This is a genomic window from Microbacterium sp. LWO13-1.2 (assembly GCF_038397725.1).
Taxonomy (GTDB): domain Bacteria; phylum Actinomycetota; class Actinomycetes; order Actinomycetales; family Microbacteriaceae; genus Microbacterium.
Map to the genome: position 1 here is coordinate 3892301 of NZ_CP151634.1, position 26106 is coordinate 3918406.

A 26106-nucleotide genomic window follows, 5' to 3' on the forward strand; every position below is an offset into this window, starting at 1 on the left:
CAGACTGTGGACATGACCTTCGCCGCACTCCAGCCGCTCGCCGATCGAGCGATCCTGTTCACCTCGCTCCGCCAGGATGCCCTCTCCGCGGCCGCCGACGCACTCGGCGAGCACCGCTGGGACGCCGACATGCAGGCCGGAACGCTCACGTTCACCGCCAACGCCGACCCGAGCCGTCAGCTCGTCACGCGCGCGCACCTCGTCGCCACGATCGCCCCCGGCCCGCGCTCGCTGCTCTGGGCATGGGCGCACCCCCGCGGTGACGCCGCAGGACTCGCCTCTCAGCTGCAGGCGTACGGCGCCCAGCACGGCGTCGCCGAGCTCACCGCGCCGGAGCTCGCGTTCCCCGCAGACGCGGATGCGGATGTCGACGGCTGGATCGCCCGTGCTGCCCACACCGTGGGCGGAGTCGCCGTCGAACTGACCGGCCGGGCCCCGTACTACTCGGCCCCCGTCGGCGGCGGCACCAGAGCGGTCTTCATCCTCGATGCGCCGCTCGCCCCGCTGACGGTCGTCGACGCGATGATCGCGCTCCCCCGCATCCTGTCCGGACTCGCCCTCGCGGACGCGCGGACCGCCGTCTGGGATCTCGCCCGTCTCGCGAACTGGACGCTGACCTGGACGGATCAGTCCTTCAGCGGGGCGACCGTCACGGACGCGACGGGATCTGCGACCTTCCGTTTCGATGAGCAGGCGCGCATCACCGGCATCGAGAGCACCGTCGGCCCTCAGGTTCCCTGAAGGCCGCACGTTCCATGAGCAAGGGAGTCGCATGAAGAACGGAATCATCCGCTTCGCGTCGCTGTACGTCTTCAACGTCGCGGTGCTGCTTCTCATCGGGCTGCTGATGACAAACGTCCGTGTCGGCTGGCACGCACTCTGGGCATCCGTCATCCTCACGCTCGCCGCGCTGTTCGTGAAACCGACGCTCGCTGCAGCGTTCCGCAAGTCCGCGGCGAAGTCGGCCGCGGACCGTACCGGCGCCGGCGAGAAGGTCGTGCAGTACGCCCTCGTCTACGTGGTCGAGCTGATCATCTGGGTGCTGACGGTGTGGCTGAGCGGCGTCACCGTCGCCGGCTTCTTCTGGGGCTACGTGCTGCCGCCGCTCGGGCTGCTGCTCGGCTGGGTGATCTACGACCAGATCGACGACCGACTGCGCGCGAAGACGGCTGAGGTCTACGACAGCGTGCAGGCGAGGGTGCAGGGCTCTCGCCGCAGCACCGCGCCGACGGCGGCAGCGCCCGAGACACCGGAGACATCGGCCGCCCGCGCGGAACTGCACGACGGTCTCACGCCCGAGCAGCGGCGGATGCTGGACAACCTCTAGTCGCGCTGTCCGCCCGCAGAATGACGCGAACCTCGCAGAGAATCCGGTGATTCCTGCGAGGTTCGCGCGTTTCTGCGAAGTTCGTGCTGTTACCGGATGCTCAGACCAGCCGCTCCGCGGCCTCGACCACGTTGGTCATGAGCAGCGCGACCGTCATCGGACCGACCCCGCCGGGGTTCGGCGAGATCCAGCCCGCCACCGACGCGACATCGGGATGCACGTCGCCGAAGACCAGGCTCTTGCCGGTGTCGGCGTCCGACTCGCGCGTCACGCCCACGTCGAGAACCGCAGCTCCGGGCTTCACGTCCTCGGCGCGGATGAGGTGCTTGACCCCCGCCGCGGCGACGATGACGTCGGCCTCCCGCAGGTAGCGGGGCATGTCGACGGTGCCGGTGTGCGTGAGCGTGACCGTGGCGTTGATGTCGCGGCGCGTCAGCAGCAGTCCGATCGACCGACCGATCGTGACACCGCGTCCGACGACGACCACGTGCTTGCCCTTGAGGTCGTAATCGTTGCGCAGCAGCAGTTCGATCACGCCGCGCGGGGTGCACGGCAGTGGCGTGTGGATCGGGGCGTTGACGTTCAGCACGAGCCGGCCGAGGTTGGTCGGATGCAGGCCGTCAGCGTCCTTCGCCGGATCGATCCGTTCGAGGATCGCGTCGGTGTCGATGTGCTTGGGCAACGGCAGCTGCACGATGTAGCCGTGGCAGTCGGGGTCGGCGTTGAGTTCGTCGATGAGAGCTTCGACATCCGCCTGTGTGGCATCGGCCGGCAGCTCGCGCTGGATCGAGTTCATCCCGATCGCCTCGGACTGCCGATGCTTCATGCCGACGTAGAGCTGTGAGGCCGGGTCGGCGCCGACCAGCACCGTGGCGATGCCGGGGACGATACCCCGCGCACGAAGCCCGGAAACGCGCTCGGCGAGCTCGGCCTTGATCTCCGTCGAAGCGGCTTTGCCGTCGAGAATCTTCGCGGTCATGTCATTTCCATTCGCGGTCAGGCGTTTCCGTGTTTGTACACGCGTTTCGTCTCGTCGCTGCGCTCCTCGCTCAACGACCGGGAGGCCACCCCCGGTCGTTGAGCGAGCGAAGCGAGTCGAAACGTCGTTACTGCTGCAGGTCCGGGTACAGCGGGAACGCCGTGGCGAGCGCGTCGACACGGGCGCGGAGGGCCTCGACGTCAGCACCGGGCAGGAGCGCGAGCGCGATGACGTCGGCGACCTCGGTGAAATCGGCGTCGCCGAAACCGCGGGTGGCGAGCGCCGGGGTGCCGATACGCAGACCCGAGGTCACCATCGGCGGACGCGGGTCGTTCGGAACGGCGTTGCGGTTCACCGTGATGTGGATCTCGTGCAGGAGGTCCTCGGCCTGCTTGCCATCGATCTCGGCATCGCGCAGGTCGACGAGCACGAGGTGCACGTCGGTGCCGCCGGAACGCACCGCGATACCGGCATCCTTCACGTCCTGCTGCGACAGGCGATCGGCGATGAGCGAGGCGCCGCGCAGCACGCGCTCCTGACGCTCCTTGAACTCCGGGGTGCCGGCGAGCTTGAACGCGGTCGCCTTGGCAGCGATCACGTGCATGAGCGGGCCGCCCTGCTGACCCGGGAAGACCGCCGTGTTGATCTTCTTCGCGAGGTCGGCGTCGTTGGTGAGGATGAAGCCCGAGCGCGGGCCGCCGATGGTCTTGTGCACCGTCGAGGAGACGACGTGCGCGTGCGGCACCGGGTTCGGGTGCAGACCCGCAGCGACCAGACCGGCGAAGTGCGCCATGTCGACCCAGAGCAGGGCACCGACCTCATCGGCGATCTCGCGGAAGGCGGCGAAGTCGAGCGTGCGCGGGTAGGCCGACCAGCCGGCGATGATGACCTTCGGCTTGTGCTCGACGGCGAGGCGACGAACCTCGTCCATGTCGATGGTCGAGGTCTCGGGGTCCACGCCGTAGGCGACGATGTTGTAGAGACGGCCCGAGAAGTTGATCTTCATGCCGTGGGTGAGGTGGCCGCCCTGGTCGAGGGAGAGTCCGAGCAGGGTGTCGCCGGGGCGCGCGATCGCGTGCAACACGGCGGCGTTCGCGGTGGCGCCGGAGTGCGGCTGGACGTTCGCGAACTCCGAACCGAACAGCTCCTTGGCGCGGGAGATCGCCAGCTCTTCGGCGACATCGACCTCTTCGCAGCCGCCGTAGTAGCGACGGCCGGGGTAGCCCTCGGCGTACTTGTTGGTGAGCACCGAGCCCTGCGACTGCAGGACCGACACGGGAACGAAGTTCTCGGATGCGATCATCTCGAGGTAGCTGCGCTGGCGGTTCAGCTCGCGCTCGAGAACCTCGGCGATCTCTGGGTCGACCTCGGAAAGGGGTGCGTTGAAGTAACGATCGGTCATGACGTGCTCCTCTGACAACGGATTCGAAAGGGGGGGTCCTCATCGGCCCAGGCGCGCGGTCGAATTCCGTGGTCAGCCGCTCCCCGGTGGTAGTCCACCCAGACGCCAGTCGCGACGGTTACGAGCATAGCGGATGCAGGAAGCTGCTGACGGCGTGGCTTGAGCGCGCGTCATTGCTCCCGGACAGCCACTTCCCCTCCGAGAGCTCAGGAGCAGTTGGCCGGTCGAGTCGCCACCCCGTCAGTCAATTTCATTCGCTCGATAATCTTGAAACTCCCAGAATCCAATTTGCGCCAGCTCGAACACGACGTCGCGCCACATCTCCCCCGAAACAGATTCTGCGGCGGTACGTAGAACCCGTACAGCTTCACTCAGATTCAGAGATGACATCACCAACATGTGGCGGCCCAAAATCGGTCCCGATTCTTCAACTCTGCGCGCGAGCCACCGGGGAGTGCAAACCAAGATGTCGAAAGACTCCTCACCTGGACCGATGTCAGGTCCGATGAGTAAGCGGATCCATTGACCATCGTCAGAGGGATCCACGGAGTCGTAGGATTCGAAGTCAAAATCTGTACTGAATGCGTCGCGAACTATAGCTCTCACTGAAAAGATCCCGGTGGGGCTTGCAAGACCGCGGCCCATGCGCCTGAGCCGTCAAGATTCGCCAGCGCGTTGCCCTGACTCGAATCTGTACACCCGTCGCCCATCCAAGCACGTCCGGCCTGCCGGGCATTCATCCGCGATTCCAAGGATCGTCTTCCGTCACGCTGCGAATGCTAGTGATGGCATCGTCCACCTCGCTATCGCTGGGTCCGCGTAGTCCAGAGCCATTCCGCGGCGTCAGCGTAAACGAAACCTCGTCGCCGGAGGCAAGCGCAATCGTGAGCATCGCATACGACATACTGGTCGGCTCGCGCCGGGAAACTCTCACGATCTCGTCCTGCCGTATCGCTCGCGGTGCGGCACCCTCGCCGACACCCAATGCGTTCGGCCCAACACAGACATCCAGGCGCTCGCCGAGAATCAAGACCCATCCTGAACCCACGTACTCGCTCTCCTTTGCAGCACCCTTGCTGAATTCAGCTTGCGTGAAGGCAAAGCTGCTGGTTGCTCCTGCCGCGACCGCTTCCCGCGCAGCACGCCTCACCAAAGGCTTCCATCGGAGCGCCGTAATGAGCGATGCGGCAAAGAAGCCCAGTCCTGCGATGGAAGCAAGAAGAACGCTAGGCAGCGGCACCATCTGCAAGAACGGCACGACGAGACAGACAAGCCCCGCGATCGCAGAAACGCCTGCAGCGAAGTTGCGAGCAAGCGTAGTGGTGGGCCCGAATGGGGCGCTGTGCAGCCTGCTCATCCAGTCGTCCACTTCACTAGTCAATATTGGTTGTGCTCTCTGCTCCGCGTACGAAAAAGCCGGATAACCCTGTAAGAGGGGGCCGTATCCTCGGGCAAGGAGGAGCAACAGCCACCAAAGCCCCTCGAAGAACCTCACTAAGGACCTCCCACGCATCCGGTCCAACCCCTCGGATGAGGAGGGCCGGATTCGCGGCTCTCCTGCCGCACTGCTAATTCATAGTGGACACCAGGTGTGGCTGACGAGAGCGTGCACATCACGCATATGTAACGATGATGGATCTTTCACGTGAACGCCGTCGTATGCAGCGGGCAGGACACCTCCCGAGATCCACTCTCCCGCAGCGCACCCCTGCACGGTAGGTTTTGTTCATGGTCCTTACCCATTCCCTTCCGCTTGTTCCGGTGCCCGCATCCGCTGTCGCGGGAGACGGACGGATGCCACTCACCAGCGCCACGCGCGTGCACGGCGACTCCCCCGCGGCGGCGCAGCTGATCGATGCCGTCGAGCGTCGCAGCGGCATCCGCCTCTCCCCCGCCGATGACGCGACGAAGTTGGGCGACATCACGCTGCGCATCGACGCGTCGGTCGCTGAGAAGGAGGGGTACACCCTCCGCATCGGCGACGAGGCCGAGCTCGTCGGCTCCGATGAGGCCGGGCTTTTCTACGGCATCCAGACCCTCCTGCAACTGCTTCGAGAAGACGAAGACGAAGACGAAGCCGGGTGGGGCCTGCTCCGCGCAGACATCGCCGATGCTCCGCGATTCGGGTACCGCGGCGTGATGCTCGATGTCGCCCGCCACTTCTTCGGTGTCGACGACGTGAAGAAGTTCATCGACAGCACCAGCGCCCTGAAGTTCAACCACCTGCACCTGCACCTCAGCGACGACCAGGGCTGGCGCATCCAGATCGATTCCTGGCCGCTGCTCACCGAGCTCTCCTCGAGCACGTCAGCCAACGGTGACCCGGGCGGCTTCTACACGAAAGCGGATTACCGCGGCATCGTGGAGTACGCGGCATCCCGGCACATGATCGTCGTCCCCGAGATCGATCTGCCCGGCCACACCCACGCGATCGGCGTCGCCTACCCGGAACTGGTCGAAGCTCCGGTGATGAACGACAACCTGATCTCCGATTCAGAGCGCCTCGGCCAGCCGCTGCCCGTCGCCGGGGAGCGCTACCTCGGCTGGGGAGTCGGCCACTCCAGCGTGCGAATCCGCGAGGAGGGCACCTACGACTTCGTGCGCGACGTGATCCGCGAACTCGCCGAGATGACCCCCGGCCCGTACCTTCACATCGGCGGCGACGAGTCGCACGGCACCACCCAGGAGGACTTCGATCACTTCGTCGAGCGCGCCACCGCGATCGTCGTCGAGGCGGGGAAGATCCCAGTCGCGTGGCATGAGGTCGGCGCTGCCGACGGCATCGCCGAGGGAACCGTCGGCCAGTACTGGGGCATGACCACGCCCCAGGGAACGCACGCCGAGGAGGCCGCCCATTTCGTCGAACGCGGCGGCGCACTGATCCTGTCGCCGGCGGACGCCACTTATCTCGACATGAAGTACGACAAGGACTACCCGCTCGGACAGGACTGGGCCGCGCTCATCGACGTCCGCTCGGCGTATGCGTGGGAGCCGACGGCGGTGCTCGACGTGCCCGATGACGCGATCCTCGGCGTCGAGGCCCCGCTGTGGAGCGAGACCGTCGGCACCCTCACCGAGGTCGAGCAGCTCGTGTTCCCGAGGGCCGCGGCGCAGGCCGAGATCGTCTGGTCGCCGAAGAACGCTCCGGAACGCACCTGGGATTCGTTCCGCGTCAGGGTCGGGTCGCTCTCCCCACTGTGGAAGGCTGAAGGCATCTCGTACCATCCCGCAGCCGAAATCCCCTGGAGCCGACGATGAGCGTCCATTCCACCGAGACCGGTTCGCTGGTCATCCACTCCGCCCGCGTCATCGATCGCGGCGAACTCGTCGAAGACGCCTGGGTACGCATCGAGGGCGGCCGGATCGTCGCCCGCGGCACCGGCTCCGATTGGGCACCGGCCGATGAGGTCGTCGATGCGATCGAGATCGCCGGAGCGGGCGCCATCCTCACCCCCGGCTTCGTGGACATCCATGGACACGGCGGGGCCGGCGCCTCGTTCGATGACGGCGTGGAGGCCATCCGCACCGCCCGTGCACTGCATCGCGCACATGGCACCACGCGCGCCGTGATCTCTCTGGTCACCGGATCGCTCGATGATCTCGCCCGGAGCGTCGGCGAGATCGCCGATCTGATGACGACGGATGCGGACATCCTCGGCTCGCACCTGGAAGGGCCGTTCCTCGATCCTGGCCATCAGGGCGCGCACGACCCGGCGCTGCTGCGGGCACCCCTCGCGGCCGACGTCACGCGTCTGCTGGAGGCCGGTCGTGGCACCGTCCGTCAGGTCACTATCGCCCCTGAGCTGCCCGGCGGCCTGGAAGCGATCCGTCTGATCGTCGAGGCAGGGGCCGCTGCGGCCGTCGGTCACACCGACGCGGATGCGGCGATGGCCGAAGCAGCGTTCGACGCCGGCGCCTCCATCCTCACCCACGCCTTCAACGCGATGAACGGCATCCACCACCGGGCTCCCGGGCCGGTGCTCGCTGCCGCAGCTGATCATCGGGTGGTGCTCGAGGCGATCGCCGACAACGTGCACCTCGCTCCGCATGTCATCAAGTTGATCTTCGATGCGGCTCCGGGGCGCGTCGCGCTCGTCACCGATGCGATGGCCGCCGCGGGCAGCGCCGACGGTCACTACGACCTCGGCACCGTCAGCGTCACCGTCGCCGACGGCGTCGCTCGCGCCGATGAGACCGGCTCGATCGCCGGCTCCACCCTCACGCAGGACGTCGCTCTCGCACGAGCCGTGCAGGCGGGCGTCGGGCTGAGCGACGCTGTCCGAGCCCTCACCGAGACTCCGGCGCGGGCGATCGGCGCCGGCGACGAGATCGGTGCGCTGCGCACCGGCTTCGTCGGCGACGCGGTGCTCCTGGACGAAGGCCTGCAGGTCGCACGTGTCTGGGTCGGCGGACCGCTCTCCCGCTAGCCGGGCAGCTCAGGAGGCCGCCGTTCCCCAGCCGGCGGCCTCATTCCCCCTGAGTAGAGCGGGGGTCCGGGAATTCCTCCCCCGAGGTTCCCGGACCACCCGACCGGTGAGGTGACCCCACCGACGCCACGACTCCGCCCCCCGGTGGAGTCGATACTGGCTGTCTCTACCTGGTGAGACGACAGACCTCGTCGTTCATTACGCGACTTCTGAGATTTCTTTTTTGAGACCCCGTGGCGGCCGTGACGAGATCCGGTTCCAAATTGGGGTGGCCAGTCTGGGAAATTCGGGAGAGAATGAAAAACACGCGTGATGCGGACCGCTTTCACGCGTCTCTTCATGTGAGAGGGCCATTCCCACTCACGACAGATGGATGACTGTGCCTTACGACAACACCTCCAACGACGGCGAGGCGATCGCCGACGCCGACCTCGTCCTGCGCACCCGCTCGGGAGATACCGAGGCGTTCGGCGAACTCTGGCGACGCCACTACCCCGCCGGAATGTCCGTCGCCCGCTCCGTCACGTCATCCATCGACCCCGATGACCTGGTGCAGGAGTCGTACACCCGCATCTACCAGGCGATCATCAAGGGCGCAGGCCCCAACGGCTCGTTCCGCGCCTACCTGTTCACCAGCATCCGCAACACGGCCGCGGCGTGGGGACGCTCGCGGCGCGAGACGGCGATCGATGAGCTCGATACCGTCGCCGATCCCGACAGCAGCGAACAGGCCGCGAATGAGGCCCTTGATCGCAGCCTCACCGCTCAGGCATTCCGCAGCCTGCCATCGCGCTGGCAGGAGGTGCTCTGGTACACCGAGATCGAGCAGATGAAGCCGCAGGAGGTGGCACCTCTCCTCGGCATGAAGTCGGGCGCGGTGTCGCAGCTAGCCTTCCGTGCTCGTGAAGGCCTCCGTGAAGCATGGATCCAAGCGCACCTGCGCAGCGCGGCGCCCGGTTCCGACTGCCAGTGGAGCATCGAACATCTCGGTGCCTACTCGCGCGGCAACCTGGGCAACCGGGATCACAAACGACTGGAGCAGCACCTCGACGAGTGCGCGCGGTGCATCATCGTCGCTGCCGAGGCGAAAGACGTCTCCACGCGCCTCGCGCTGGTCCTCCTTCCCCTCGTCCTCGGCGTCGCCGGTTCCACCGGCTACCTGGCCTCTCTGCAGGGCAGCACACCGGCGGTCGCGTTGGCTGCAATGCCGTCGAGCATCTTCGAAGGCGCAGTCGTCGTCGGCACCGGCGCTGCGGCGGCCGGCACGGCCGGCGGCTCGGCCGCGGGCGGTTCAGCCGCTGGCGGTGGCGCAGCCGGCGGGAGCAGCGGAGGCGTCTTCAGCGGCGTCGGCGCTCTGATCGGCGCCGGTTCCGCTGCGCTCGTAGTGGCCGGCGTCGTCGCCGCCGCGACCACCATCCCCGGACTCGTCGGGGCGGCACCGGCATCGTCGCGACCCAGCGCGGGCGACAGCGACTCGACGTCGATCTCGTCAGAAGTCGGACCCGACGAGACCATGGCGCTCGATGAGCCCATGATCATCGAAGAGCCGGCACCGGTCGAACCGACGCCGGAGCCGACACCGCGTCCGACACCGACCAAGCCCGCAGACTCGAAGCCCGACGAAGGCTCAGCGGTCACGCCGCCCACCGAGGACGCGAAACCGGAACCTCCGGTCACTCCCGAGCCGACTCCGACTCCGACTCCGACTCCGACTCCCGAGCCGACTCCAACTCCGACACCGACTCCCGAGCCGACACCCACTCCGACTCCGACTCCGACTCCGACACCAACCGAGACACCTGGCCTCCCCACCGGGACCCCCGCCATCGGCGCGACCACGGTGACGTGCGTCTGGGAGGACAGCGCGATCTTCGGAACGACGCTGTACTCCGTCGAGGTGCAGGGTGCGCCCGAGGCCACGGTCCAGGGACTGTTCTCGAACCGCCAGGACACCACGTTCACAGCGGAGCTGGATGCCCGCGGTGACGGCGTCGTCGTGCTCGAACCGACGTTCCTGCAGCAACTCACCAATGCCAGGGTCCAGTTCCGGTACGTCTACGGGAATTCCATCGGTCCACTGACCGACGCGGTCCGATTGAGTGAACTGGCTGATCCGGCAGGATCGTGCTCTCCGCTCATCAGTTCCGCCGACGCTTCTTCGACGGACGAATCGCTCGGCGATGACCTCCCATCGAGTCCGGCCGAGGTGATTCCGCCGGCCGCATCGTCGACGCCGGAAGCACCCGCCGAAGAAACACCCGTCACTTCCACACCGGCGGAATCGGACGAGACGGTCGAACCGGCTCCATCGGCTCCACCGGTCGAGCCCGTCGAACAGCCGAGTAATGCGCCGCTTGCACAGAACATCATCGGCACAGTCTTCGAAGTCGCCGATGGCGTGCTGCCTCCGGCCACGGGCCCCGTACCCGCCGAATAGACTGGGGGCATGCCCCAGGATTCCGCACCCGTACCGGGCGTCGATCGTCCCGTCGTCTCCGCTCTCGACATCGTCCGTGTGATCGTCCTGGTGCTCGCCATGGCCTCCCTCGCACTGTGGGGCTTCGCTGCCTGGACACTGCCGTGGAATATCATCTTCGGGATCGGCGCACCCCTCATCGTGCTCCTGGTGTGGGCGCTCTTCCTCTCCCCGCGCCCGGTTCTGCACCTGCACCCCTTCTTGCGCGCCGCGGTCGAGCTGCTCATCTACGCCGGCGTCACTGTCGCGTGGTGGTCGATGGGTCAGGGGCTGATCGGCTCCGCCTTCGCGATCGTCGCGATCGGTGCGGGGCTCGCGGCCGGCCGACGCACCTTGGCGTGAGCACCCGGTCATGAGCCCCCTCGCACAGCTCCAGGCTGCACTCGGCCCCCTCGTCGACACCAGCGAGGAATCCCGCGAGCTCGCCAGAGCCGACCGATCCGGGCATGCCGCCGCCGGGCGGCCCATCGCGGTCGTGCATGCCGAGACGGTCGAGCACGTGCAGCAGACCCTGCGCATCGCGACCGCCACACGCACCGCGGTCGTCGTACGCGGAGCAGGGACAGGGCTCGCGGGTGCCGCGAATGCCGGTGAGGGCGAGATCGTCCTGTCGACTCTTCGCATGACCGCGGTGAAGGAGATCCGACCCGACGACCTTCTCGCCGTCGTCGAGCCCGGCATCCTCAACGCCGACCTCAATGACATCCTCGGCGATCACGGTCTCTGGTGGGCTCCTGATCCCGCCAGCCGGGCCATCTCCACGGTCGGCGGCAACATCGCCACCGGCGCCGGCGGTTTGCTGTGCGCGAAGTACGGTGTGGTTCGCGATGCCGTGCTCGGTGTCGATCTCGTCCTCGCCGACGGCCGTCTGCTGCATCTCGGACATCGCAGCGTGAAGGGTGTGACCGGACTCGACCTGACGTCGCTCGTCATCGGGTCCGAGGGCACGCTCGGCGTCGTCGTCGGCGCCACTCTGAAGCTCCGGCGCCTCGTCGAGGGCACGACGTGCACGGTGACGGCCGCTTTCCCCGGTGTCGTCCCCGCCGCGGCATCATCGGCGGCGGTCACCGCCGCGGGAATCCAGCCGGCGATCATGGAACTGATGGATGCCGCCTGTGTCGCCGCGGTGTTCCGATACCTCTCCCTGCCGGAGCCCGCAGCGGGCACGGCACAGCTCACCATCCAGACCGATGGCCCTGCTGCCGTCGCAGATGCAGAGGCCATTGCGAAGATCCTCCACGACCATGGCGGCCACGTCTCCGTCTCGCACGATCACGAGGAGGGCGAGCGCCTGCTCGCGATCCGCCGTGCCATGCACCCGGCGATGGCGGCACTCGGTACGACCCTGATCGAGGACGTCTCCGTGCCGCGCAGCGCCATGCCGGCGATGTTCCATGAGATCGCCCGCATCGAGAAGGCCTACGGCGTGGTCATCCCGACGGTCGCGCACGCGGGAGACGGCAACCTGCACCCGAACTTCATCTTCGAGGGCACGGACGTGCCCGACCTCATCTGGGCTGCGGCCGACGAGTTGTTCCGCGCTGCGCTCGCTCTCGGCGGCACCCTCACCGGCGAGCACGGCATCGGCGTGCTCAAGCAGCGCTGGCTGGCCGACGAGCTGGGCGAGGACCAGTGGGAGCTGCAGCGGCAGATCACCCGGGTGTTCGATCCCCTCGGCATCCTGAACCCGGGCAAGGTGTTCCCCGCCGATGCCTGACATCCACGTCAGCGCCGCGGTGATCGTCGACGACCACGACCGCGTGCTCGTCGTCCGCAAACACGGGACCACCCGGTTCATGCAGCCCGGCGGCAAGCCGGAGCCCGGCGAGACGGCCGCGCAGACGCTCATCCGAGAACTCGACGAAGAACTCGGGGTTCAATTGGTCGAGAGCGAGCTGCGACCGCTGGGCACTTTCATCTCCGACGCCGCGAACGAGCCGGGTCACCGGGTCATCGCCGCGGCCTTCGCCGCCACGATCGATCCGACCGCGGTCACCGTGCAGGCCGAGCTGGCAGAGCTCCGCTGGATCACCCACGCCGAGGTGCCGACGCTGCCCCTGGCTCCGCTCAGCCTCGAGCATTTGCTGCCGCTCGCCTGGCCTGGGCGCGCCTTCGGTTGACGTCGCCCGACGTCGAACTCAGAGACCCTGCCAGGCCGGCTTGTTCGCGTATGTGTACCGGTAGTAGTCGGCGAGCTTGAGGCGGGATGCCGCTGCCTCGTCGACGACGATCGTCGCGTGCGGGTGCAGCTGGACGGCGGATCCGGGAAGGAATGCGGTGAGCGGACCTTCGACGGCATCCGCGACCGCCTGCGCCTTCCCGGCGCCGAACGCGAGCAGGACCAGGTGGCGCGCGCGAAGGATCGTGCCGAGCCCCTGGGTGATGCAGTGCCTCGGCACATCATCGACGGAATCGAAGAAGCGCGCGTTGTCCGCACGGGTCTGCTCGGTGAGCGTCTTCACCCGGGTCTGCGAAGCGAAGGATGACCCCGGCTCGTTGAACCCGATGTGCCCGTCGGTGCCGATACCGAGGATCTGCAGATCGACGCCTCCCGCAGCTGCGATCGCCGCCTCGTAGTCGGCGCCGGCGCGCTCGATGCTCGCGGCCGCACCATTGGGAACATGGATGCGCCGCGGGTCGAGCCCGAGCGGTTCGACGACTTCGCGCGTGATCACGGAGCGGTAGCTCTCCGGGTGAGCGGGATCGAGACCGACGTACTCGTCGAGCGCGAAACCGCGCACCTGCGAGACATCGTGATCGGCGAGCCGCGAGCGCAGCGCCTGGTACACGGTGAGCGGTGTCGATCCGGTCGCGAGCCCGAGCACCGCATCGGGGCGGGAGTCGATGAGCTCGACGATCTCCTGCGCGACCAGGGCGCCAGCGGCTTCCGCGTTCTCGACAATGACGACTTCAGCCATGGGCCATGATCTCTTTCTCTGGGACGGATGCGCCGATCACCGCGGCGCCGAACGCCGCGGCGGGGGAACCGGCGGCGAGCAGTTCGATTCTCGCGTCCAGGTGGAGCGAGTTCATGAACGCCGAGGTCTCAGCCTCGGCGCGGAGCGCGGCGCGGATGCCGTCTTCGAGCCGTGCGCCGAGCGAGGTGATTCCGCCGCCGATGATGACCTTCTCCACATCGGCGGACAGCACCAGCACGCGGACCGCGGCCGCGGCACCGTGGATGAGGTCGGCCTTGAGGGCCACCGCGTCTGCATCGCCGGTCTCAGCGGCGTCGAAGATGTCGCGGACCGGCAGCGCACCGGGACGCCCCCATGCGCGGGCGAGCGCGCCGCCACCGCAGAAGGTCTCGATGCAGCCCCGCTGGCCGCAACCGCAGAGTCTGCCCCGGGGATCGACCGAGATGTGCCCGACTTCGCCCGCCGTGCCCGTGGCGCCTCGCCAGATGCGACCCTCGACGACGATCCCTGCTGCGACCCCGGTACCGAGGTTGAGGTAGGCCATCGAACCAGTGACACCGCGCAGGACCGCCGCCCCCAGCGCCGCGGCCTTCACGTCGTTCTCCACTCGGAACGGGATGCCCATCGCATCCTGCGCACGTGCGGCGAGGTCCAGCGATTCGACGCCGAGATTCACGGCGTGCAGGACACGGCCGGAACCGGCGTCGACGAGCCCGGGGATGCCGACACCCACCGAACGGACGTCGTCCATCGGATAGCCGACCTCGTCAGCGAGTGCCCGGACGGTCTCGATGATGCCGGAGAGGACGGCTTCTTCGCCCCAGCCAGTGGGGCGGCGCAGACGGCCGAGGATGTCTCCGGCCGGCGAGATGGCGACGGCATCGATCTTCGTGCCGCCGACATCCAGGCCCACGCGAATCTGCCGACCGTCGAGGTCGGCGATGTCAGCACCCTTCATCGGATGAAGCTCCTGGTCGTCATCGGGGTGGTCGGGCTCGAGGCGAGGATCACGAGACTCCCAGCTGGCTGGAGAGCACCATCACTGCGGCGCCGCGAAGTACGATGTCGGCCTGGTCGGTGAGCCGCACCGCGACATCTTCGAAGACCCCCTCCAGCGTCCTGGCGTGCAGAGTCTCGATAGCGGCGTCGGTGAGGATGCCGTCGAGCAGTTCGGCAGGACCGGAGAGCACGACCTCGGACAGGTCGAGGGCGGCGACGATGGGGGCGATGGCGATGGCCATCCGGGTTCCGGCGTCGCGGAGGATGTCGTCACGAGCCTCTGGGTTCTCGGCGATGGCGGCGCCGAGGCGGCTGACGCTGAGCCAGGCCTCGAGGCATCCGTCCTTGCCGCACGCGCACCGAGGTCCTCCGTCGGTTCCCACGACGACGTGACCGATCTCCCCCGCCGCGTATCGGCTGCCGAGCAACGGCTGGCTGCCGGTGATGAGACCGGCACCGACGCCTTTGCCGATCTTGATGAGCATGAAGTCGGCTTTGGCGTCACCGAAGGTGTACTCGGCGAGCACGGCGGCGTTCGCGTCGTTGCGCGCAAGGACCGGGAGCCCGAGATCGACGCCGAGCTTCGCTTCGAGCGGGAAATTCGTCCAGCCGAGGTTCGGTGAACTCAGGACGAGTCCGTCCGGTCGGACCACACCCGGCGTGCCGATGCCGACGCCGAGCAGGGGGCGGTTCGACGCCTCGACCAGGCTCCTGGCGAGCGCGAGCGTGGCGGCGTACGCCTCGTCGCCGTCCGGCGACTCCGGGCGCGGCACCTCCCGGCGCTCGATCACCTCGCCGTCGAGGCTGAGCACAGCTCCGACGAATGCGCTCGGACCGGAGAGGTCGATGCCGATGATCTGGTGACCCGCGCGGTCGATGTCGATGAGGATCGGAGGCTTACCCGGACCCACGATCGCGCGCACCCCCATCTCGATGATGATGCCGTCGGCGACGAACTCGGCCACCAGATCGGAGATGGTGACCCTGGTCAATCCGGTCTCGCGGGAGAGATCTGCGCGGCTCATCGCCCCGGCGTGAAAGAGCGTCTGCAGGACGAGAGCGCGATTGTGCCCTCTGGCGTGCTCGGGCAGCACCTTGGAGCGCGAGCGCAGGTGTCGGCCCGGGCCGAAGGCGTGCGTGTTCGCACCGGCGTAATCAGACGACGATGTGGGACGCTGCTCATCCAATGCGGACATGTTTGTTAGTAGACCTTACGAACTGGATTTACGCAACCCCAGGCCCGCTGCTCGCGGGGAGGGTTATCGAAACGTTACCTGACTTCCCGAGGTGCTCATCATATGGGTGCTCGCGCTCCTCGAGGGTGCGGACGAGCCCGGCGACGATCTCCTCACGAGCGGCGATGGTGAGCGGCTTCCCCGGCACTCCAGGGCGCCGCTGATCCGGGGTCGGACCGTCCAGCGGGCGGTACGCCACACCGGTTGCGGCCAGGCGGCGCAGGTGCACCTCCAGGCGGCGCACGAAGTCCTCGAAAGCGCCGGGCTCACCCCCGTCCCACAGTCGTTCGGCCGTGGCGGCCAGGCGCGGGAACGTCGCGAAGTCGACCCGATCGCGCGTGGGCAGATGCTCGGTCCAGACGTTCGCCTGACCGCCGATCGCCCCTTCCTCCACGCGCAGAGAATAGGCCCGCTCGATCGTCAGAGGCGGCCCGACGCGAATCGGCTCTTCCTCGGAGTCGGACTGGGGATAGTCGAGGTACACCTCGAGGTCCGGGCAGGCGATCACCGGGATGCCGCGGCGCAGCGACTCCCGCATCGCGACCGGTCCACGCCACGCGAGGATCCGCACACCGTCCGGCACATCACCCTCCAGCACCTCATCCCAGGCAAGGGCGGTGCGGCCGCGGCTCTGCACATGGGCGACGAAGTGCGCGGTGAACCACGGCTGGATCTCGTGCGGCGAGGTGAAGCCGAGCTGCTGCATCCGCTCCGCTGCCGCGGGGCTCTGCTGCCACTCGGTCACCGGCACCTCGTCGCCGCCGATCCCGATCCACTCCGCGTCGAAGAGGTCGCACAGCGCGTCGATCGCCGCCCGACCGAAGGCCAATGATGCCTCGGTCGGCGCGAGAGTGCGCGGGTTGACGCCGAACCGCTCCCACGGGCTCGTGACGGGCTCAGCGGCGTCGAGGTTGCCCAGTTCCGGATAGGCGGCGAGCGCGGCCTGAACATGCCCTGGTAGCTCCACCTCGGGCACCAGCGTGACGAAACGCTCGGCGGCGTAGGCCACGAGATCGCGCAGCTCGGTGTCGGTGTAGAACCCCTCGTGCACGCCGGGCTCCACCGTCGCCTGGGGACCGTGCCCGCGCTGGGTCGCACTGCGGCGAGCGCCAACCTCGGTCAGGCGCGGGAAGCCTGGAACCTCGAACCGCCACCCCTGGTCGTCGCTGAGATGCAGGTGGAGCACGTTCAGGTGGTGGTCGGCGAGAAGGTCGATGAGTCGGCGGATGTCGGCGGGCGGCCGGAAGTGGCGCGCGACGTCGAGCATCACTCCGCGCCATCCGTAAGCCGGGGCTCCCTCCCACACCCCTGCCGGGATGCGCGCGTCGACGCTCTCCGGCGGGCGCAGCTGACGAAGCACGGTGGCGCCGCGGAAGATCCCGGCGGCTGTCGCGCCTCTGATCTCGACACCGTCAGCAGCAACGGAGAGGCGGAATGCCTCCTCGCCGATCCGACCGTCCGCGAACGGTGCCGCGGTGAGCTCATCGTCGAGGACGAGGGTGATCGCCGGCTCGGTGCCGGCCGCGGCCGCGAGCGCAGCGCCGAGCTTCGTCACGATGCTCGCCCATTCCGGTGCCGCGACGACGGGGGTCTGCGACGTCCATGCGAAGCCCTCGGCCGCTTCGTCGATGGTGGTGCTGACTCGGGGCAGGGTCGCCCGATGCGCCGGCGGGGGCATCCGGAGGGCGCGTCCTGGCGTCGCGCCCGTGGCAGCACCGCGCGCGACGACCGCGACTCCCCCGATGAGCACGTCCACGATGCCCATGGGCGGCGCGTGCGGGTCGTCGAAGGTCGCGCCCGCCCCGACGGTCTCCGGGTCGAAGAGCACGAGGTCGGCGGTGGCGCCGACACGGATCACACCACGAGGTGCGTCACCGCGATGCAACCCCAGGCGCTCGGCCGGGGTGCCGGCGAGATGCCGCACGGCCTCCTCCAGCGTGAGGATGCCGAGGTCGCGGACGTAGTGACCGAGATAACGAGGGAACGTCCCGCGCCCGCGCGGATGCGGGCGGGCACCGATCAGGATGCCGTCGCTGCCCCCGGTGTGGCGCGGGTGGCGCATGATCGCCCTGACGTTGTCCTCGTCGCCGATGTGCATGAGGATGCTCGTCGCCCCGGCGTCCGCCACGATCGTGTCGAGAACGACATCGACGGCACGCTGCCTGCTGTCCTCGGCGATCTCGGCGATCGTCCGTCCGACGTGACCGGCGAGTGCGGGGTTCGCGGTGCCGGCGATCTGGATGCTGCTCCAGTCGGCCCTTTCGCCGTGGAAGCCGTCGCATCCGATGTCTTCCAGCCCGACGCGCACCTCCTCACGGGCATCGGCATCGAGCCGGGCGATCGTCGCCACGAGATCTCCGCCCTCCGCGAGCCGACTCGGCAGCAGCGACGCGAGCGTCGTCGACCCCGGCAGATACGGATAGGTATCCAGGGTCACGTCGACGCCGTCCGCGATCGCCTCGTCGACGAGTGCGAGCAAATCGGCCGCACGGCCGCGGTTCGGGGCGAAGTTCATGGTCGCGTGGGTGAGGTGGATCGGGCAACCGGTGCGCCGACCGATGTCGAGCACTTCCCGGTAGGCAGACAGCGCAGCCGCGCCGTAGCTGCGGGTGTGCGGCGCCCAGTAGCCGCCGCGTTCGGCGACCACCCGGCAGAGCGCCTCGAGCTCGGCGGTGTCCGCGTACATTCCCGGCGTGTAGGTGAGACCGCTGGACATCCCGAACGCGCCGGCATCGAGCGCTTTTCCGAGGAGCTCGGCCATCGCGTCCAGCTCCGCGGGAGTCGCCGGGCGGTTCTCATGACCGACGACCATCATGCGCAGGTTTCCCTGTGGGACGAGCACCGCCGCGTTGCCGACCGTCGCGTGATCGATGTCGGCGAGGAAGTCGCCCATGGATCGCCACGGCACAGAATCCACCGGTCCGTTCCAGCCTGCGATCTGGCCCGGGATGATCGCGGCCGAGGCGTCGTCGAGCGGAGCGTAGCCGAGTCCGTCCTGACCGAGGACCTCGGTCGTGACTCCCTGCAGGATCTTCGCGTCGTGCGCGGCGCCGGTCAGCACGGCGAGGTCGCTGTGGGCGTGCATGTCGATGAATCCGGGCGCAAGAGCGAGGCCGGTGGCGTCGACCTCGACGGCCCCCGCGGGCAGCTCGAGCACATCGGCGTCCGATGACGTCGCGAGCGGCAGCACCGCGACGATCCTGGCACCCTCGACGGCGACGTCGGCCGGATACCGCGAGGCACCGGTGCCGTCGACGACGGTGGCTCCCCGATACACCCGCACGCGTCCGGCCGCGGCCTGCTCTGCACTCAGAAGCACGTCGCCACCGCCCCGATGACGCGCGGATCGGCGGCATCCGGATCATCGATCACGGCGACCACCCGCCACTTGTCGAACGCCGTGCACGGATGCGAGAGTCCGAGCCTGACCATCTCACCGACGTGCACGGATGCCTCCGGCGCGAGGCTGAGGAAGGCGTGCTGATCGTTGAGCGCCGTGATGCGGCCGGCCACCGACTGCGGCACCGGCAGATCGATGTCGAAGGGCACATCGCGACGACCGGCATCCAGCAGCGCGAGCCCCGGCTCCGGCTGCGAGACCACGCGCGCCCAGGCGTGCATCGCCGAGCGCAGCGGCTCCGTGCCGACGAGCGGGCCGAACGGAGACATCCTCGCGTAGAAGCCGTCGTCGTGGATCTGGAAGGCCCCCGAGCGCAGCACCACATCGGCACCCTCACCGAGCGGGGCCAGCACGGCTGCCGCCCGATCCGGGAAGGAGCTGCCGCCCGCGGTGAGCACCGGCCGATATCCCTCCGGGTATTCGAGGCGCCGGTGCAGTTCGACGAGAGTCTGCAGATACGCGTCGACCGCGGCCACGGAGGCGGCGCTGCGATCGGGGCCGAACGGGCCTTCATACCCGGCGACACCGGCCAGACGCAGTCCGGGGGCGGCGGTGATCGCAGCGGCGATCCGCTCCCCCTCGGCGACGGTGCGCGCTCCGGTGCGCCCGCCCATCCCGCCGAGTTCGACGAGCACGTCGAGGGGACGGGTGAGGTCACTTGTCGCGTCCGCGATGATGCCGACGGTGCTGAGCGAGTCTGCCCAGCACAGGATGCGCAACTGCGGATTCGCCTCGAGCAGCGCCCCGAGTCGCTGCACCGCGGCCCGGTCCACGACCGCGTTGGCGATCAGCACAGTGGGCACGCCGGCGTCGACGGCGACCTCGGCCTGCCACGGCGTTGCCACCGAGATTCCCCAGGCTCCGGCATCGAGCAACCGCTGCCAGAGCGCGGGCGCCATCGTCGTCTTTCCGTGCGGGGCGAGGAGGACGCCCTGATCTGCCGCCCACGAGAACACGGTCGCCTCGTTGTGCGCCATCGCCGATTCCTGAACGGTGAGCACGGGTGTCACCAGGTCGGAGAGGTGCAGACCCGCGCCCGCGACCTCGGAGAGGCGCATCCCGGCGGCTCGCGCCGGAAAGCCCTTCGTCCAGGCGCCGAGAACAGGGTTCGGAATTTGTAGAGGCATCTAACAACGCTACTAGGCTGGCGGCATGACTGCGAAGATCCGAGTTTCCACCGACGCCGCCCCTGCTCCCGCGCACACCTTCTCGCAGGGCGTCCGCAAGGGCCCGATCGTGCAGATCTCCGGTCAAGGGCCCGTCGATCCGGTGACGAACGAATACCTCTTCCCCGGCGACGTCGCGGCGCAGACCACCCGCACGCTGGAGAACGTCAAGGCGATCGTCGAGGCATCCGGTGCCACGTTCGACGACGTCGTGATGCTGCGCGTCTACCTCACCACGCGTGAGGATTTCCCGATCATGAACGAGGCTTACGGAGCCTTCGTCACCGCCCACTGCCCGAGCGGTGTGCTCCCGTCCCGCACGACCGTGATGACGGGACTCCCGCGCGAGGAGATGCTGGTCGAGATCGACGGTCTCGCCGTCATCGACTGACCGCGACGGCCGCAGCCGCCGACCGCCCCACCTTTATCTTTCCGTTACCTGCGATCCCGTATCATAGAGCGTTAGGACACGTTAGTGAACCGGGGGGTGATGTGCGTGACCGATGTGGTTTCTGCGTCCGAGGCGACGACCGACGCACACGATGAGGCTCCCGCTGCGACCGAAGTGCTCGCGCCGATCGATGGCGCGCCTGCGGAGGGCGGCACGCCGCCGCTCGCCTGGGCACCCGTCGAGCCGAAGCCGAAGAAGAAGCGGCTCGGTCTCTGGATCGGCCTCGGGCTCGGCGTCCTCGCGCTGGGCGCCGGTGCGGCTTCGGCCATCCTGATCGCCCCGGGCACGACGGTCGCCGGCATTCCCGTGGGCTGGTTGACGCCCGGCGCCGCCGCAGACGCCATCACCTCGCACCTCGCCGACACCGAAGTGACGCTCACCGGAGCCGGTGACGACACCGTTCTGACCGGTGCCGACCTCGGGGCGAGCATCGACGCCGCGGCCATGGCCGACAAGGCGTTCGCCGAGCACCCGATGTGGAATCTGGGGGCGTGGATGGGTGAACCCGTCGCCGCCGAGATCTCCCTCGATCCGGAGACTGCGGATCGAGCGCTCCGCGCTGCCGTTCCGACGAGCTTCGATGACCCGGTCAACGCCGGTGTGGTGTTCGACGCCGCGACCGGAACATTCGTGATCGTTCCCGGCGAGGACGGCACCGCGATCGACGTCGACGATCTGACTGCTGCCATCGCCGACACGGTCGCCGACGGCGGCAAGACCCTGGAGTTCCCCGGTGGTCCGGCCGAAGCCTTCCCCGCCGTCACGGACGACGATGCCACCACGACCGCCGGCACCCTGAACACGATGCTCGGCACCGTCGGCTTCTACGTCGGCGCCGAGCGCACCGTTCCGGTCGCGCCTGCCGTCGCGGCAAGCTGGTTGACGGTCGTCGACGACGATGGCCAGTTGCGCATCGACGCCGACCCGCAGACGATCCAGGCGACGATCGATACCCTTCCCGGTCTCGTGAATCGTGCGCCGACGAACGCCACGAAGGTCGTCGACTCCGACGGCAACGTGCTGCGCGAGGAGACGGCCGGTGTCAACGGCCGCACGCTCGGCGACACCTCCGATGCGGCAGACGATTTCGCTGCGCAGCTCGAAGCCGGCGAAGGCGTCTTCGAGCTCGAGGTCGCCGAGGTCCCGTTCGAGACGACCAACCTGGTCCGGCACATCGACGTCAACCTCAGCTCGCAGCGCGCAACGCTGTACGAGAACGGCGCGGTCGTGGAGTCCTGGCTGATCTCGTCCGGCCTGGACGCGACGCCCACTCCGACCGGCAACTTCACCGTGTTCGCACACACCGAGATCCAGGACATGGTCGGCGAGGACTACGTCACCAAGGATGTCCAGTGGAACACCTGGTTCGCGACGGACATCGCCTTCCACGGCGCCTATTGGCACAACAACTTCGGCAACCAGATGAGTCACGGCTGCGTGAACATGCCCGTGTCGGTCGCGAAGTACGTCTTCGACTGGGCACCCGTCGGAGTCAGCGTCGCCGTCCACTGGTAACGGCGTACCACAACGGGGGTCGATCCTCCGAAGTGGTCATGCAGAAGGGGCCGGATGCTTTTCAGCATCCGGCCCCTTCTGCGTTCTCGGACTACGCGATCGCGTCGACGATGCCGTTCAGCGTCGCCGACGGGCGCATCACCGCGGTGACCTGCGCGTCGTCGGGGCGGTAGTAGCCGCCGATCTCGACGGGCTTGCCCTGCACGGCGATCAGCTCGGCGACGATCTTCTCCTCGTCTGCCGCCAATGCTGCCGCGACCGGGGCGAACGCCGCCGCCAATTCGGCATCCTTGGTCTGTGCCGCCAGCTCCTGCGCCCAGTACAGGCCCAAGTAGAAGTGGCTGCCGCGATTGTCGATCGTGCCCAGGGCGCGGCCGGGCGAACGGTCCTCCTCGAGGAAGGTGCCGGTCGCGGCATCCAGCGTCTCGGCGAGCACGCGCGCCTTCTCGTTGCCGGTCGTGTCGGCGAAGTGCTCGAGTGAGGCCGCCAGCGCGAAGAACTCGCCCAGCGAGTCCCAGCGCAGGTAGTTCTCCTCGACGAGCTGCTGCACGTGCTTGGGCGCGGATCCGCCCGCACCGGTCTCGAACAGGCCACCACCGGCGAGCAGCGGGACGATGCTCAGCATCTTCGCCGACGTGCCGACCTCGAGGATCGGGAACAGGTCGGTGAGGTAGTCGCGCAGCACGTTGCCGGAGACCGAGATGGTGTCGAGGCCGTGGCGCATACGCGCGAGCGTGTAGCGGGTGGCCTCCTCGGGAGCGAGGATCGTGAGCGTGAGGCCGTGCGTGTCGAGCAGCGCCAGGCCCTGGTGCACCTTCGCGATGATCTGCGCATCGTGCGAGCGGTTGGCATCCAGCCAGAACACGGCAGGGTCCCCGGTCGCCCTGGCGCGCGTCACAGCGAGCTTGACCCAGTCCATCACGGCGATGTGCTTCGTCTGCGTGGCACGCCAGACGTCGCCTGCTTCGACCTCGTGCTCGATGAGGACCGTGCCCTCGCCGTCGCGGATCTGCACCCGGCCGGCGGACGCGATCTCGAACGTCTTGTCGTGGCTGCCGTACTCTTCGGCGGCCTGCGCCATGAGCCCGACGTTCGGCACGGTGCCGATGGTCGCCGGATCCAGCGGGCCGTTCGCGATGACGTCGTCGAGCACGGCCTGGTAGACGCCGGCATACGAGGAGTCGGGGATGACCGCGAGGGTGTCACCCTCGCCGCCGTCCACGCCCCACAGCTTGCCGCCGTTGCGCACCAGCGCCGGCATCGAGGCGTCGACGATCACGTCGCTCGGAACGTGCAGGTTGGTGGTGCCCTTGTCGGAGTTCACATACGACAGGCGCGGACCCTCTGCGAGGGCCTTGTCGAACGCGGCCGCGATCTCCGCACCGTTGGCGACGCCGGCCAGACCGGCCAGGATCGACCCGAGGCCGTCGTTGGCGCTGAGGCCGGCGTCGGCGAGCTGGTCGCCGTACTGTGCGAACACATCCGCGAAGAACGCCTTCACGACGTGGCCGAAGATGATCGGGTCGCTGACCTTCATCATCGTGGCCTTCAGGTGCACCGAGTAGAGCACATCGTCGGCTTTCGCCGTCTGCAGCGTCTCGGCGAGGAACGCGTCGAGGTGCCGTGCAGACATGAAGGTGGCGTCGATGATCTCCCGCGGGAGCACCTTCAGGCCCTCCTTCAGCACGGTCTCCGTGCCGTCGGCCGCGATGTGACGGATGCTGAGCACGTCGTCGTGGGCGGCGACCCAGGACTTCTCGTTCGACTTGAAGTCGTCGTGACCCATGGTCGCGACGCGGGTCTTCGACCCCTCGGCGAACGGCTTGTTGCGGTGCGGGTGCTTCTTGGCGTACTTCTTCACGGCGAGCGGCGCGCGTCGGTCGCTGTTGCCCTCGCGCAGCACCGGGTTGACCGCCGAGCCTTTGAGGCGGTCGTAGCGTGCACGGACGTCCTTCTCCTCGAGCGTCGTCGGCTCGTCCGGGAAGCTCGGGATGTCATATCCCTGCTGCTGGAGTTCGGCGATGGCCGCCTTCAGCTGCGGGATGGATGCCGAGATGTTCGGCAGCTTGATGATGTTCGCCTCGGGGAGCGTGGCGAGGCCGCCGAGCTCGGCGAGTGCATCGCTGACCTGCTGCTCTGGCGCCAGCTTCTGCGGGAACGCCGCGAGGATACGACCTCCCAGCGAGATGTCACGGGTTTCGACCTCGATGCCCGCCTGGCCGGTGAAGGCCTGGACGATGGGGAGGAAGGAGGCAGTGGCGAGAGCCGGCGCCTCGTCGGTGTAGGTGTAGATGATGGCGTCGTCGGTCACCTGGTGGTTCTCCGTTCGCGAGGGCAAAATTGTCTCGATACCAAGATACCTGAGCCGTTGTCGCGCTCGTAATGTGCGGCGTTTGCGTGTGCACGTCGTCGGTAGGGGTTAGCCTGGGAGCATGTCCGAACTGCGCATGGTCGAACTCTCCGCTGCGACGATCGTCGCCGTGAACAACCTGTCGCTCAAGCCCGGACAGGAGCAGTTCCTCGCTCCGGTGTCCTACGGGATCGCAGCGACCGTCATCAACCCGCAGACCTCCTGGCAGCGCGTCGTCCTCGACCGCAACGAGGTCGTCGGCTTCGTGAGTGCGAACTTCGACCCGGATGCTCCCGAGGAGCACTTCCGCTCGGTGCTGTGGCGCATCAACGTCGACGCCGACGACCAGGGCCGTGGCGTCGGGCGCTTCGCCGTGGAGAGCCTGATCGAAGAGGCCCGCGAGCGCGGCGTCGCTCATGTCAACGTGATCTACGAAGCCGGCGACGGCGGCCCTGAGGCATTCTTCCACCGCGTCGGCTTCACGCCGGTGGGAGAGACCGAGTACGGCGAGGTCATCGCCGAGATCCGTCTCGCGAACTAGACCGGCGGCGGGGTCTCGGATCCCCTCCCCCACCGAGACCTCGTCGCCTTCCTTCGCGCCCGAGCGATGGATGGCCGCACGACCGGAGTGGCGCGGATCGACCGGAGTCAGTCCTGCTTGCCTGGGCGGTCGCGACCGGTCCAGGCAGCGAGGGCGGACGCCGCAGCACCGGCCGCACGGTCGAGAGCCTCGGCCGAGCGGCTGAGCACGTCCTGAGCGGCGTCCTGCCAACCGGGCGTCGCCGGCGCCTCGCCGGCCTGCACCTTCGCGGCGTGTTCAGCCACGTCGAAGGCGCGCTCGAGGTCGGCCACCGCATCCCGATACGCGGCGAACGCGGTCGGAGTGACCTTTCCGGTGGCGCCGCGGCGGAGTTCGCTCGCGTGTCCGGCCGCGCGCAGGTACGCTGCCGTCGCCGGCCGCTTGATGTCCGTCATCGCCGGGTACGCGATCTGCCGTGCCGTGTCGGTTTCGTACTGCATCCATCGCGCCGTCACCGCATCGTGCGCGGCGTGCAGGCGCTCCAGCGGACGAGGAGCGGATGCCGTGGGGATCGCCGCGCGTGCGGCAGCGAGCCGGGCCTGCCGTGCGCGCAACTCGGCCGCGGCGGTCTTGGCATCGCGCTCCTTCTCTCGCAGCATCCGCTTTGCGCTGGCGACCTGCTCCGGCGTGGCCCGCTGCGCTGCTCGCTGGGCTGTGACGTGAGCGAGATCGGCCCGAGCGACCTTGACCGCCGAGCGCCCCTCGGCAGCGGTCTGCTTTGCGATCTTCAGGTCGTGGCGCGCGGCATCGTAGGCGAGGCGACGACCGCCGGAGCCGCCCCGGCGACGCAAGCCGATCACGCCGACGGCTCCCGCTCCGGCGACTGTCGGCGCAATCCACCACCACTGGGTGAGCAGCAGCAAAGGATCCATGACTCGATG

The 26106-nt window shown here is 68.2% G+C and carries 22 protein-coding genes and 1 riboswitch; of the genes, 11 read left to right on the forward strand and 11 right to left on the reverse strand.

Going from position 1 to position 26106, the window contains the following annotated elements:
• Positions 1-12: 12 nt before the first annotated feature.
• Together MRBLWO13_RS18630 and MRBLWO13_RS18635 are read left to right on the forward strand one after the other, a co-directional pair.
• Positions 13-741: a DUF6882 domain-containing protein gene (locus MRBLWO13_RS18630; protein WP_341975581.1), complete on the forward strand. Its 729-nt coding sequence runs from the start codon at positions 13-15 to the stop codon at positions 739-741.
• A gap of 31 nt (positions 742-772) precedes the next feature.
• Positions 773-1327 (forward strand): hypothetical protein, encoded by a 555-nt coding sequence (locus MRBLWO13_RS18635; protein ID WP_341975582.1) that lies wholly within the window; start codon positions 773-775, stop codon positions 1325-1327.
• 100 nt (positions 1328-1427) lie between these two features.
• Here the strand turns inward: MRBLWO13_RS18635 and MRBLWO13_RS18640 are convergent, their stop codons facing one another.
• The 4 genes from MRBLWO13_RS18640 to MRBLWO13_RS18655 form a co-directional block, all read right to left on the reverse strand.
• On the reverse strand, positions 1428-2306 hold the full coding sequence (locus MRBLWO13_RS18640; protein WP_341975583.1) for a bifunctional methylenetetrahydrofolate dehydrogenase/methenyltetrahydrofolate cyclohydrolase: 879 nt from the start codon (positions 2304-2306) through the stop codon (positions 1428-1430).
• A gap of 127 nt (positions 2307-2433) precedes the next feature.
• Positions 2434-3708: a serine hydroxymethyltransferase gene (gene glyA / locus MRBLWO13_RS18645; RefSeq protein ID WP_341975584.1), complete on the reverse strand. Its 1275-nt coding sequence runs from the start codon at positions 3706-3708 to the stop codon at positions 2434-2436.
• A gap of 38 nt (positions 3709-3746) precedes the next feature.
• Positions 3747-3831, reverse strand: a riboswitch (ZMP/ZTP riboswitch).
• 117 nt (positions 3832-3948) lie between these two features.
• Positions 3949-4353, reverse strand: a complete 405-nt coding sequence (locus MRBLWO13_RS18650; RefSeq protein WP_341975585.1) for an Imm8 family immunity protein — start codon at positions 4351-4353, stop codon at positions 3949-3951.
• A gap of 91 nt (positions 4354-4444) precedes the next feature.
• On the reverse strand, positions 4445-5077 hold the full coding sequence (locus MRBLWO13_RS18655; protein WP_341975586.1) for a hypothetical protein: 633 nt from the start codon (positions 5075-5077) through the stop codon (positions 4445-4447).
• Positions 5078-5436: 359 nt separating this feature from the next.
• Between MRBLWO13_RS18655 and MRBLWO13_RS18660 the strand changes: the two genes are divergently transcribed.
• From MRBLWO13_RS18660 to MRBLWO13_RS18685, 6 genes are all read left to right on the forward strand, one after another.
• Positions 5437-6966: a family 20 glycosylhydrolase gene (locus MRBLWO13_RS18660; protein WP_341975587.1), complete on the forward strand. Its 1530-nt coding sequence runs from the start codon at positions 5437-5439 to the stop codon at positions 6964-6966.
• Positions 6963-8135, forward strand: a complete 1173-nt coding sequence (nagA, locus tag MRBLWO13_RS18665) for an N-acetylglucosamine-6-phosphate deacetylase (RefSeq protein ID WP_341975588.1) — start codon at positions 6963-6965, stop codon at positions 8133-8135. The genes MRBLWO13_RS18660 and nagA overlap by 4 nt, the downstream gene beginning before the upstream one ends.
• A 373-nt stretch (positions 8136-8508) precedes the next feature.
• Positions 8509-10572 (forward strand): sigma-70 family RNA polymerase sigma factor, encoded by a 2064-nt coding sequence (locus tag MRBLWO13_RS18670; protein WP_341975589.1) that lies wholly within the window; start codon positions 8509-8511, stop codon positions 10570-10572.
• Positions 10573-10581: 9 nt separating this feature from the next.
• On the forward strand, positions 10582-10953 hold the full coding sequence (locus MRBLWO13_RS18675) for a YrdB family protein (protein ID WP_341975590.1): 372 nt from the start codon (positions 10582-10584) through the stop codon (positions 10951-10953).
• 10 nt (positions 10954-10963) lie between these two features.
• Positions 10964-12328 (forward strand): FAD-linked oxidase C-terminal domain-containing protein, encoded by a 1365-nt coding sequence (locus tag MRBLWO13_RS18680; protein ID WP_341975591.1) that lies wholly within the window; start codon positions 10964-10966, stop codon positions 12326-12328.
• The gene (locus MRBLWO13_RS18685; RefSeq protein ID WP_341975592.1) at positions 12321-12731 is read left to right on the forward strand and encodes an NUDIX domain-containing protein; all 411 of its coding nucleotides are present in this window, start codon (positions 12321-12323) and stop codon (positions 12729-12731) included. Before MRBLWO13_RS18680 ends, MRBLWO13_RS18685 begins: the two co-directional genes overlap by 8 nt.
• Before the next feature lie 18 nt (positions 12732-12749).
• Here MRBLWO13_RS18685 and nagB read toward each other — a convergent pair whose 3' ends face one another.
• Genes nagB through MRBLWO13_RS18710 form a run of 5 tightly spaced genes read right to left on the reverse strand, consistent with a single transcriptional unit; the run spans position 12750 to position 20290 of the window.
• A complete protein-coding gene (gene nagB, locus MRBLWO13_RS18690; protein WP_341975593.1) occupies positions 12750-13529 on the reverse strand; it encodes a glucosamine-6-phosphate deaminase in 780 nt (259 codons plus the stop codon).
• Complete coding sequence (locus tag MRBLWO13_RS18695; RefSeq protein ID WP_341975595.1) at positions 13522-14487, reverse strand: ROK family protein; 966 nt, start codon at positions 14485-14487, stop codon at positions 13522-13524. The genes nagB and MRBLWO13_RS18695 overlap by 8 nt, the downstream gene beginning before the upstream one ends.
• 49 nt (positions 14488-14536) lie before the next feature.
• On the reverse strand, positions 14537-15724 hold the full coding sequence (locus MRBLWO13_RS18700; protein ID WP_341975596.1) for an ROK family transcriptional regulator: 1188 nt from the start codon (positions 15722-15724) through the stop codon (positions 14537-14539).
• Between the two features lie 28 nt (positions 15725-15752).
• Complete coding sequence (locus MRBLWO13_RS18705; RefSeq protein ID WP_341975597.1) at positions 15753-19082, reverse strand: family 20 glycosylhydrolase; 3330 nt, start codon at positions 19080-19082, stop codon at positions 15753-15755.
• Positions 19073-20290: an amino acid deaminase gene (locus MRBLWO13_RS18710; protein WP_341975598.1), complete on the reverse strand. Its 1218-nt coding sequence runs from the start codon at positions 20288-20290 to the stop codon at positions 19073-19075. The genes MRBLWO13_RS18705 and MRBLWO13_RS18710 overlap by 10 nt, the downstream gene beginning before the upstream one ends.
• Before the next feature lie 25 nt (positions 20291-20315).
• On the opposite strand from MRBLWO13_RS18710, the gene MRBLWO13_RS18715 reads away from it, so the two are divergent.
• The gene (locus MRBLWO13_RS18715; protein WP_341975599.1) at positions 20316-20720 is read left to right on the forward strand and encodes a RidA family protein; all 405 of its coding nucleotides are present in this window, start codon (positions 20316-20318) and stop codon (positions 20718-20720) included.
• 99 nt (positions 20721-20819) lie between these two features.
• Positions 20820-22295 (forward strand): L,D-transpeptidase family protein, encoded by a 1476-nt coding sequence (locus MRBLWO13_RS18720; RefSeq protein ID WP_341978501.1) that lies wholly within the window; start codon positions 20820-20822, stop codon positions 22293-22295.
• A 91-nt stretch (positions 22296-22386) separates the two neighbouring features.
• Here the strand turns inward: MRBLWO13_RS18720 and MRBLWO13_RS18725 are convergent, their stop codons facing one another.
• Positions 22387-24606 (reverse strand): NADP-dependent isocitrate dehydrogenase, encoded by a 2220-nt coding sequence (locus MRBLWO13_RS18725; protein WP_341975600.1) that lies wholly within the window; start codon positions 24604-24606, stop codon positions 22387-22389.
• Positions 24607-24727: 121 nt separating this feature from the next.
• Between MRBLWO13_RS18725 and MRBLWO13_RS18730 the strand changes: the two genes are divergently transcribed.
• Entirely contained in the window at positions 24728-25186 is a 459-nt protein-coding gene (locus MRBLWO13_RS18730; RefSeq protein WP_341975601.1) for a GNAT family N-acetyltransferase, read from the forward strand.
• 107 nt (positions 25187-25293) lie between these two features.
• Here the strand turns inward: MRBLWO13_RS18730 and MRBLWO13_RS18735 are convergent, their stop codons facing one another.
• Positions 25294-26097 (reverse strand): hypothetical protein, encoded by an 804-nt coding sequence (locus MRBLWO13_RS18735; protein WP_341975602.1) that lies wholly within the window; start codon positions 26095-26097, stop codon positions 25294-25296.
• Between the last annotated feature and the right edge of the window lie 9 nt (positions 26098-26106).

Bases quoted from the DNA above. Each gene is read 5' to 3' on its own strand.
- MRBLWO13_RS18670 (WP_341975589.1), top strand. From the start codon at position 8,509: ATGACTGTGCCTTACGACAACACCTCCAACGACGGCGAGGCGATCGCC.
- glyA (WP_341975584.1), bottom strand. From the start codon at position 3,708: ATGACCGATCGTTACTTCAACGCACCCCTTTCCGAGGTCGACCCAGAG.
- nagB (WP_341975593.1), bottom strand. From the start codon at position 13,529: ATGGCTGAAGTCGTCATTGTCGAGAACGCGGAAGCCGCTGGCGCCCTG.
- MRBLWO13_RS18700 (WP_341975596.1), bottom strand. From the start codon at position 15,724: ATGTCCGCATTGGATGAGCAGCGTCCCACATCGTCGTCTGATTACGCC.
- MRBLWO13_RS18635 (WP_341975582.1), top strand. From the start codon at position 773: ATGAAGAACGGAATCATCCGCTTCGCGTCGCTGTACGTCTTCAACGTC.
- MRBLWO13_RS18720 (WP_341978501.1), top strand. From the start codon at position 20,820: ATGTGCGTGACCGATGTGGTTTCTGCGTCCGAGGCGACGACCGACGCA.
- MRBLWO13_RS18640 (WP_341975583.1), bottom strand. From the start codon at position 2,306: ATGACCGCGAAGATTCTCGACGGCAAAGCCGCTTCGACGGAGATCAAG.
- MRBLWO13_RS18675 (WP_341975590.1), top strand. From the start codon at position 10,582: ATGCCCCAGGATTCCGCACCCGTACCGGGCGTCGATCGTCCCGTCGTC.
- MRBLWO13_RS18680 (WP_341975591.1), top strand. From the start codon at position 10,964: ATGAGCCCCCTCGCACAGCTCCAGGCTGCACTCGGCCCCCTCGTCGAC.
- MRBLWO13_RS18660 (WP_341975587.1), top strand. From the start codon at position 5,437: ATGGTCCTTACCCATTCCCTTCCGCTTGTTCCGGTGCCCGCATCCGCT.
- MRBLWO13_RS18730 (WP_341975601.1), top strand. From the start codon at position 24,728: ATGTCCGAACTGCGCATGGTCGAACTCTCCGCTGCGACGATCGTCGCC.
- MRBLWO13_RS18695 (WP_341975595.1), bottom strand. From the start codon at position 14,487: ATGAAGGGTGCTGACATCGCCGACCTCGACGGTCGGCAGATTCGCGTG.
- MRBLWO13_RS18735 (WP_341975602.1), bottom strand. From the start codon at position 26,097: ATGGATCCTTTGCTGCTGCTCACCCAGTGGTGGTGGATTGCGCCGACA.
- nagA (WP_341975588.1), top strand. From the start codon at position 6,963: ATGAGCGTCCATTCCACCGAGACCGGTTCGCTGGTCATCCACTCCGCC.
- MRBLWO13_RS18715 (WP_341975599.1), top strand. From the start codon at position 20,316: ATGACTGCGAAGATCCGAGTTTCCACCGACGCCGCCCCTGCTCCCGCG.
- MRBLWO13_RS18710 (WP_341975598.1), bottom strand. From the start codon at position 20,290: ATGCCTCTACAAATTCCGAACCCTGTTCTCGGCGCCTGGACGAAGGGC.
- MRBLWO13_RS18630 (WP_341975581.1), top strand. From the start codon at position 13: ATGACCTTCGCCGCACTCCAGCCGCTCGCCGATCGAGCGATCCTGTTC.
- MRBLWO13_RS18650 (WP_341975585.1), bottom strand. From the start codon at position 4,353: ATGGGCCGCGGTCTTGCAAGCCCCACCGGGATCTTTTCAGTGAGAGCT.
- MRBLWO13_RS18685 (WP_341975592.1), top strand. From the start codon at position 12,321: ATGCCTGACATCCACGTCAGCGCCGCGGTGATCGTCGACGACCACGAC.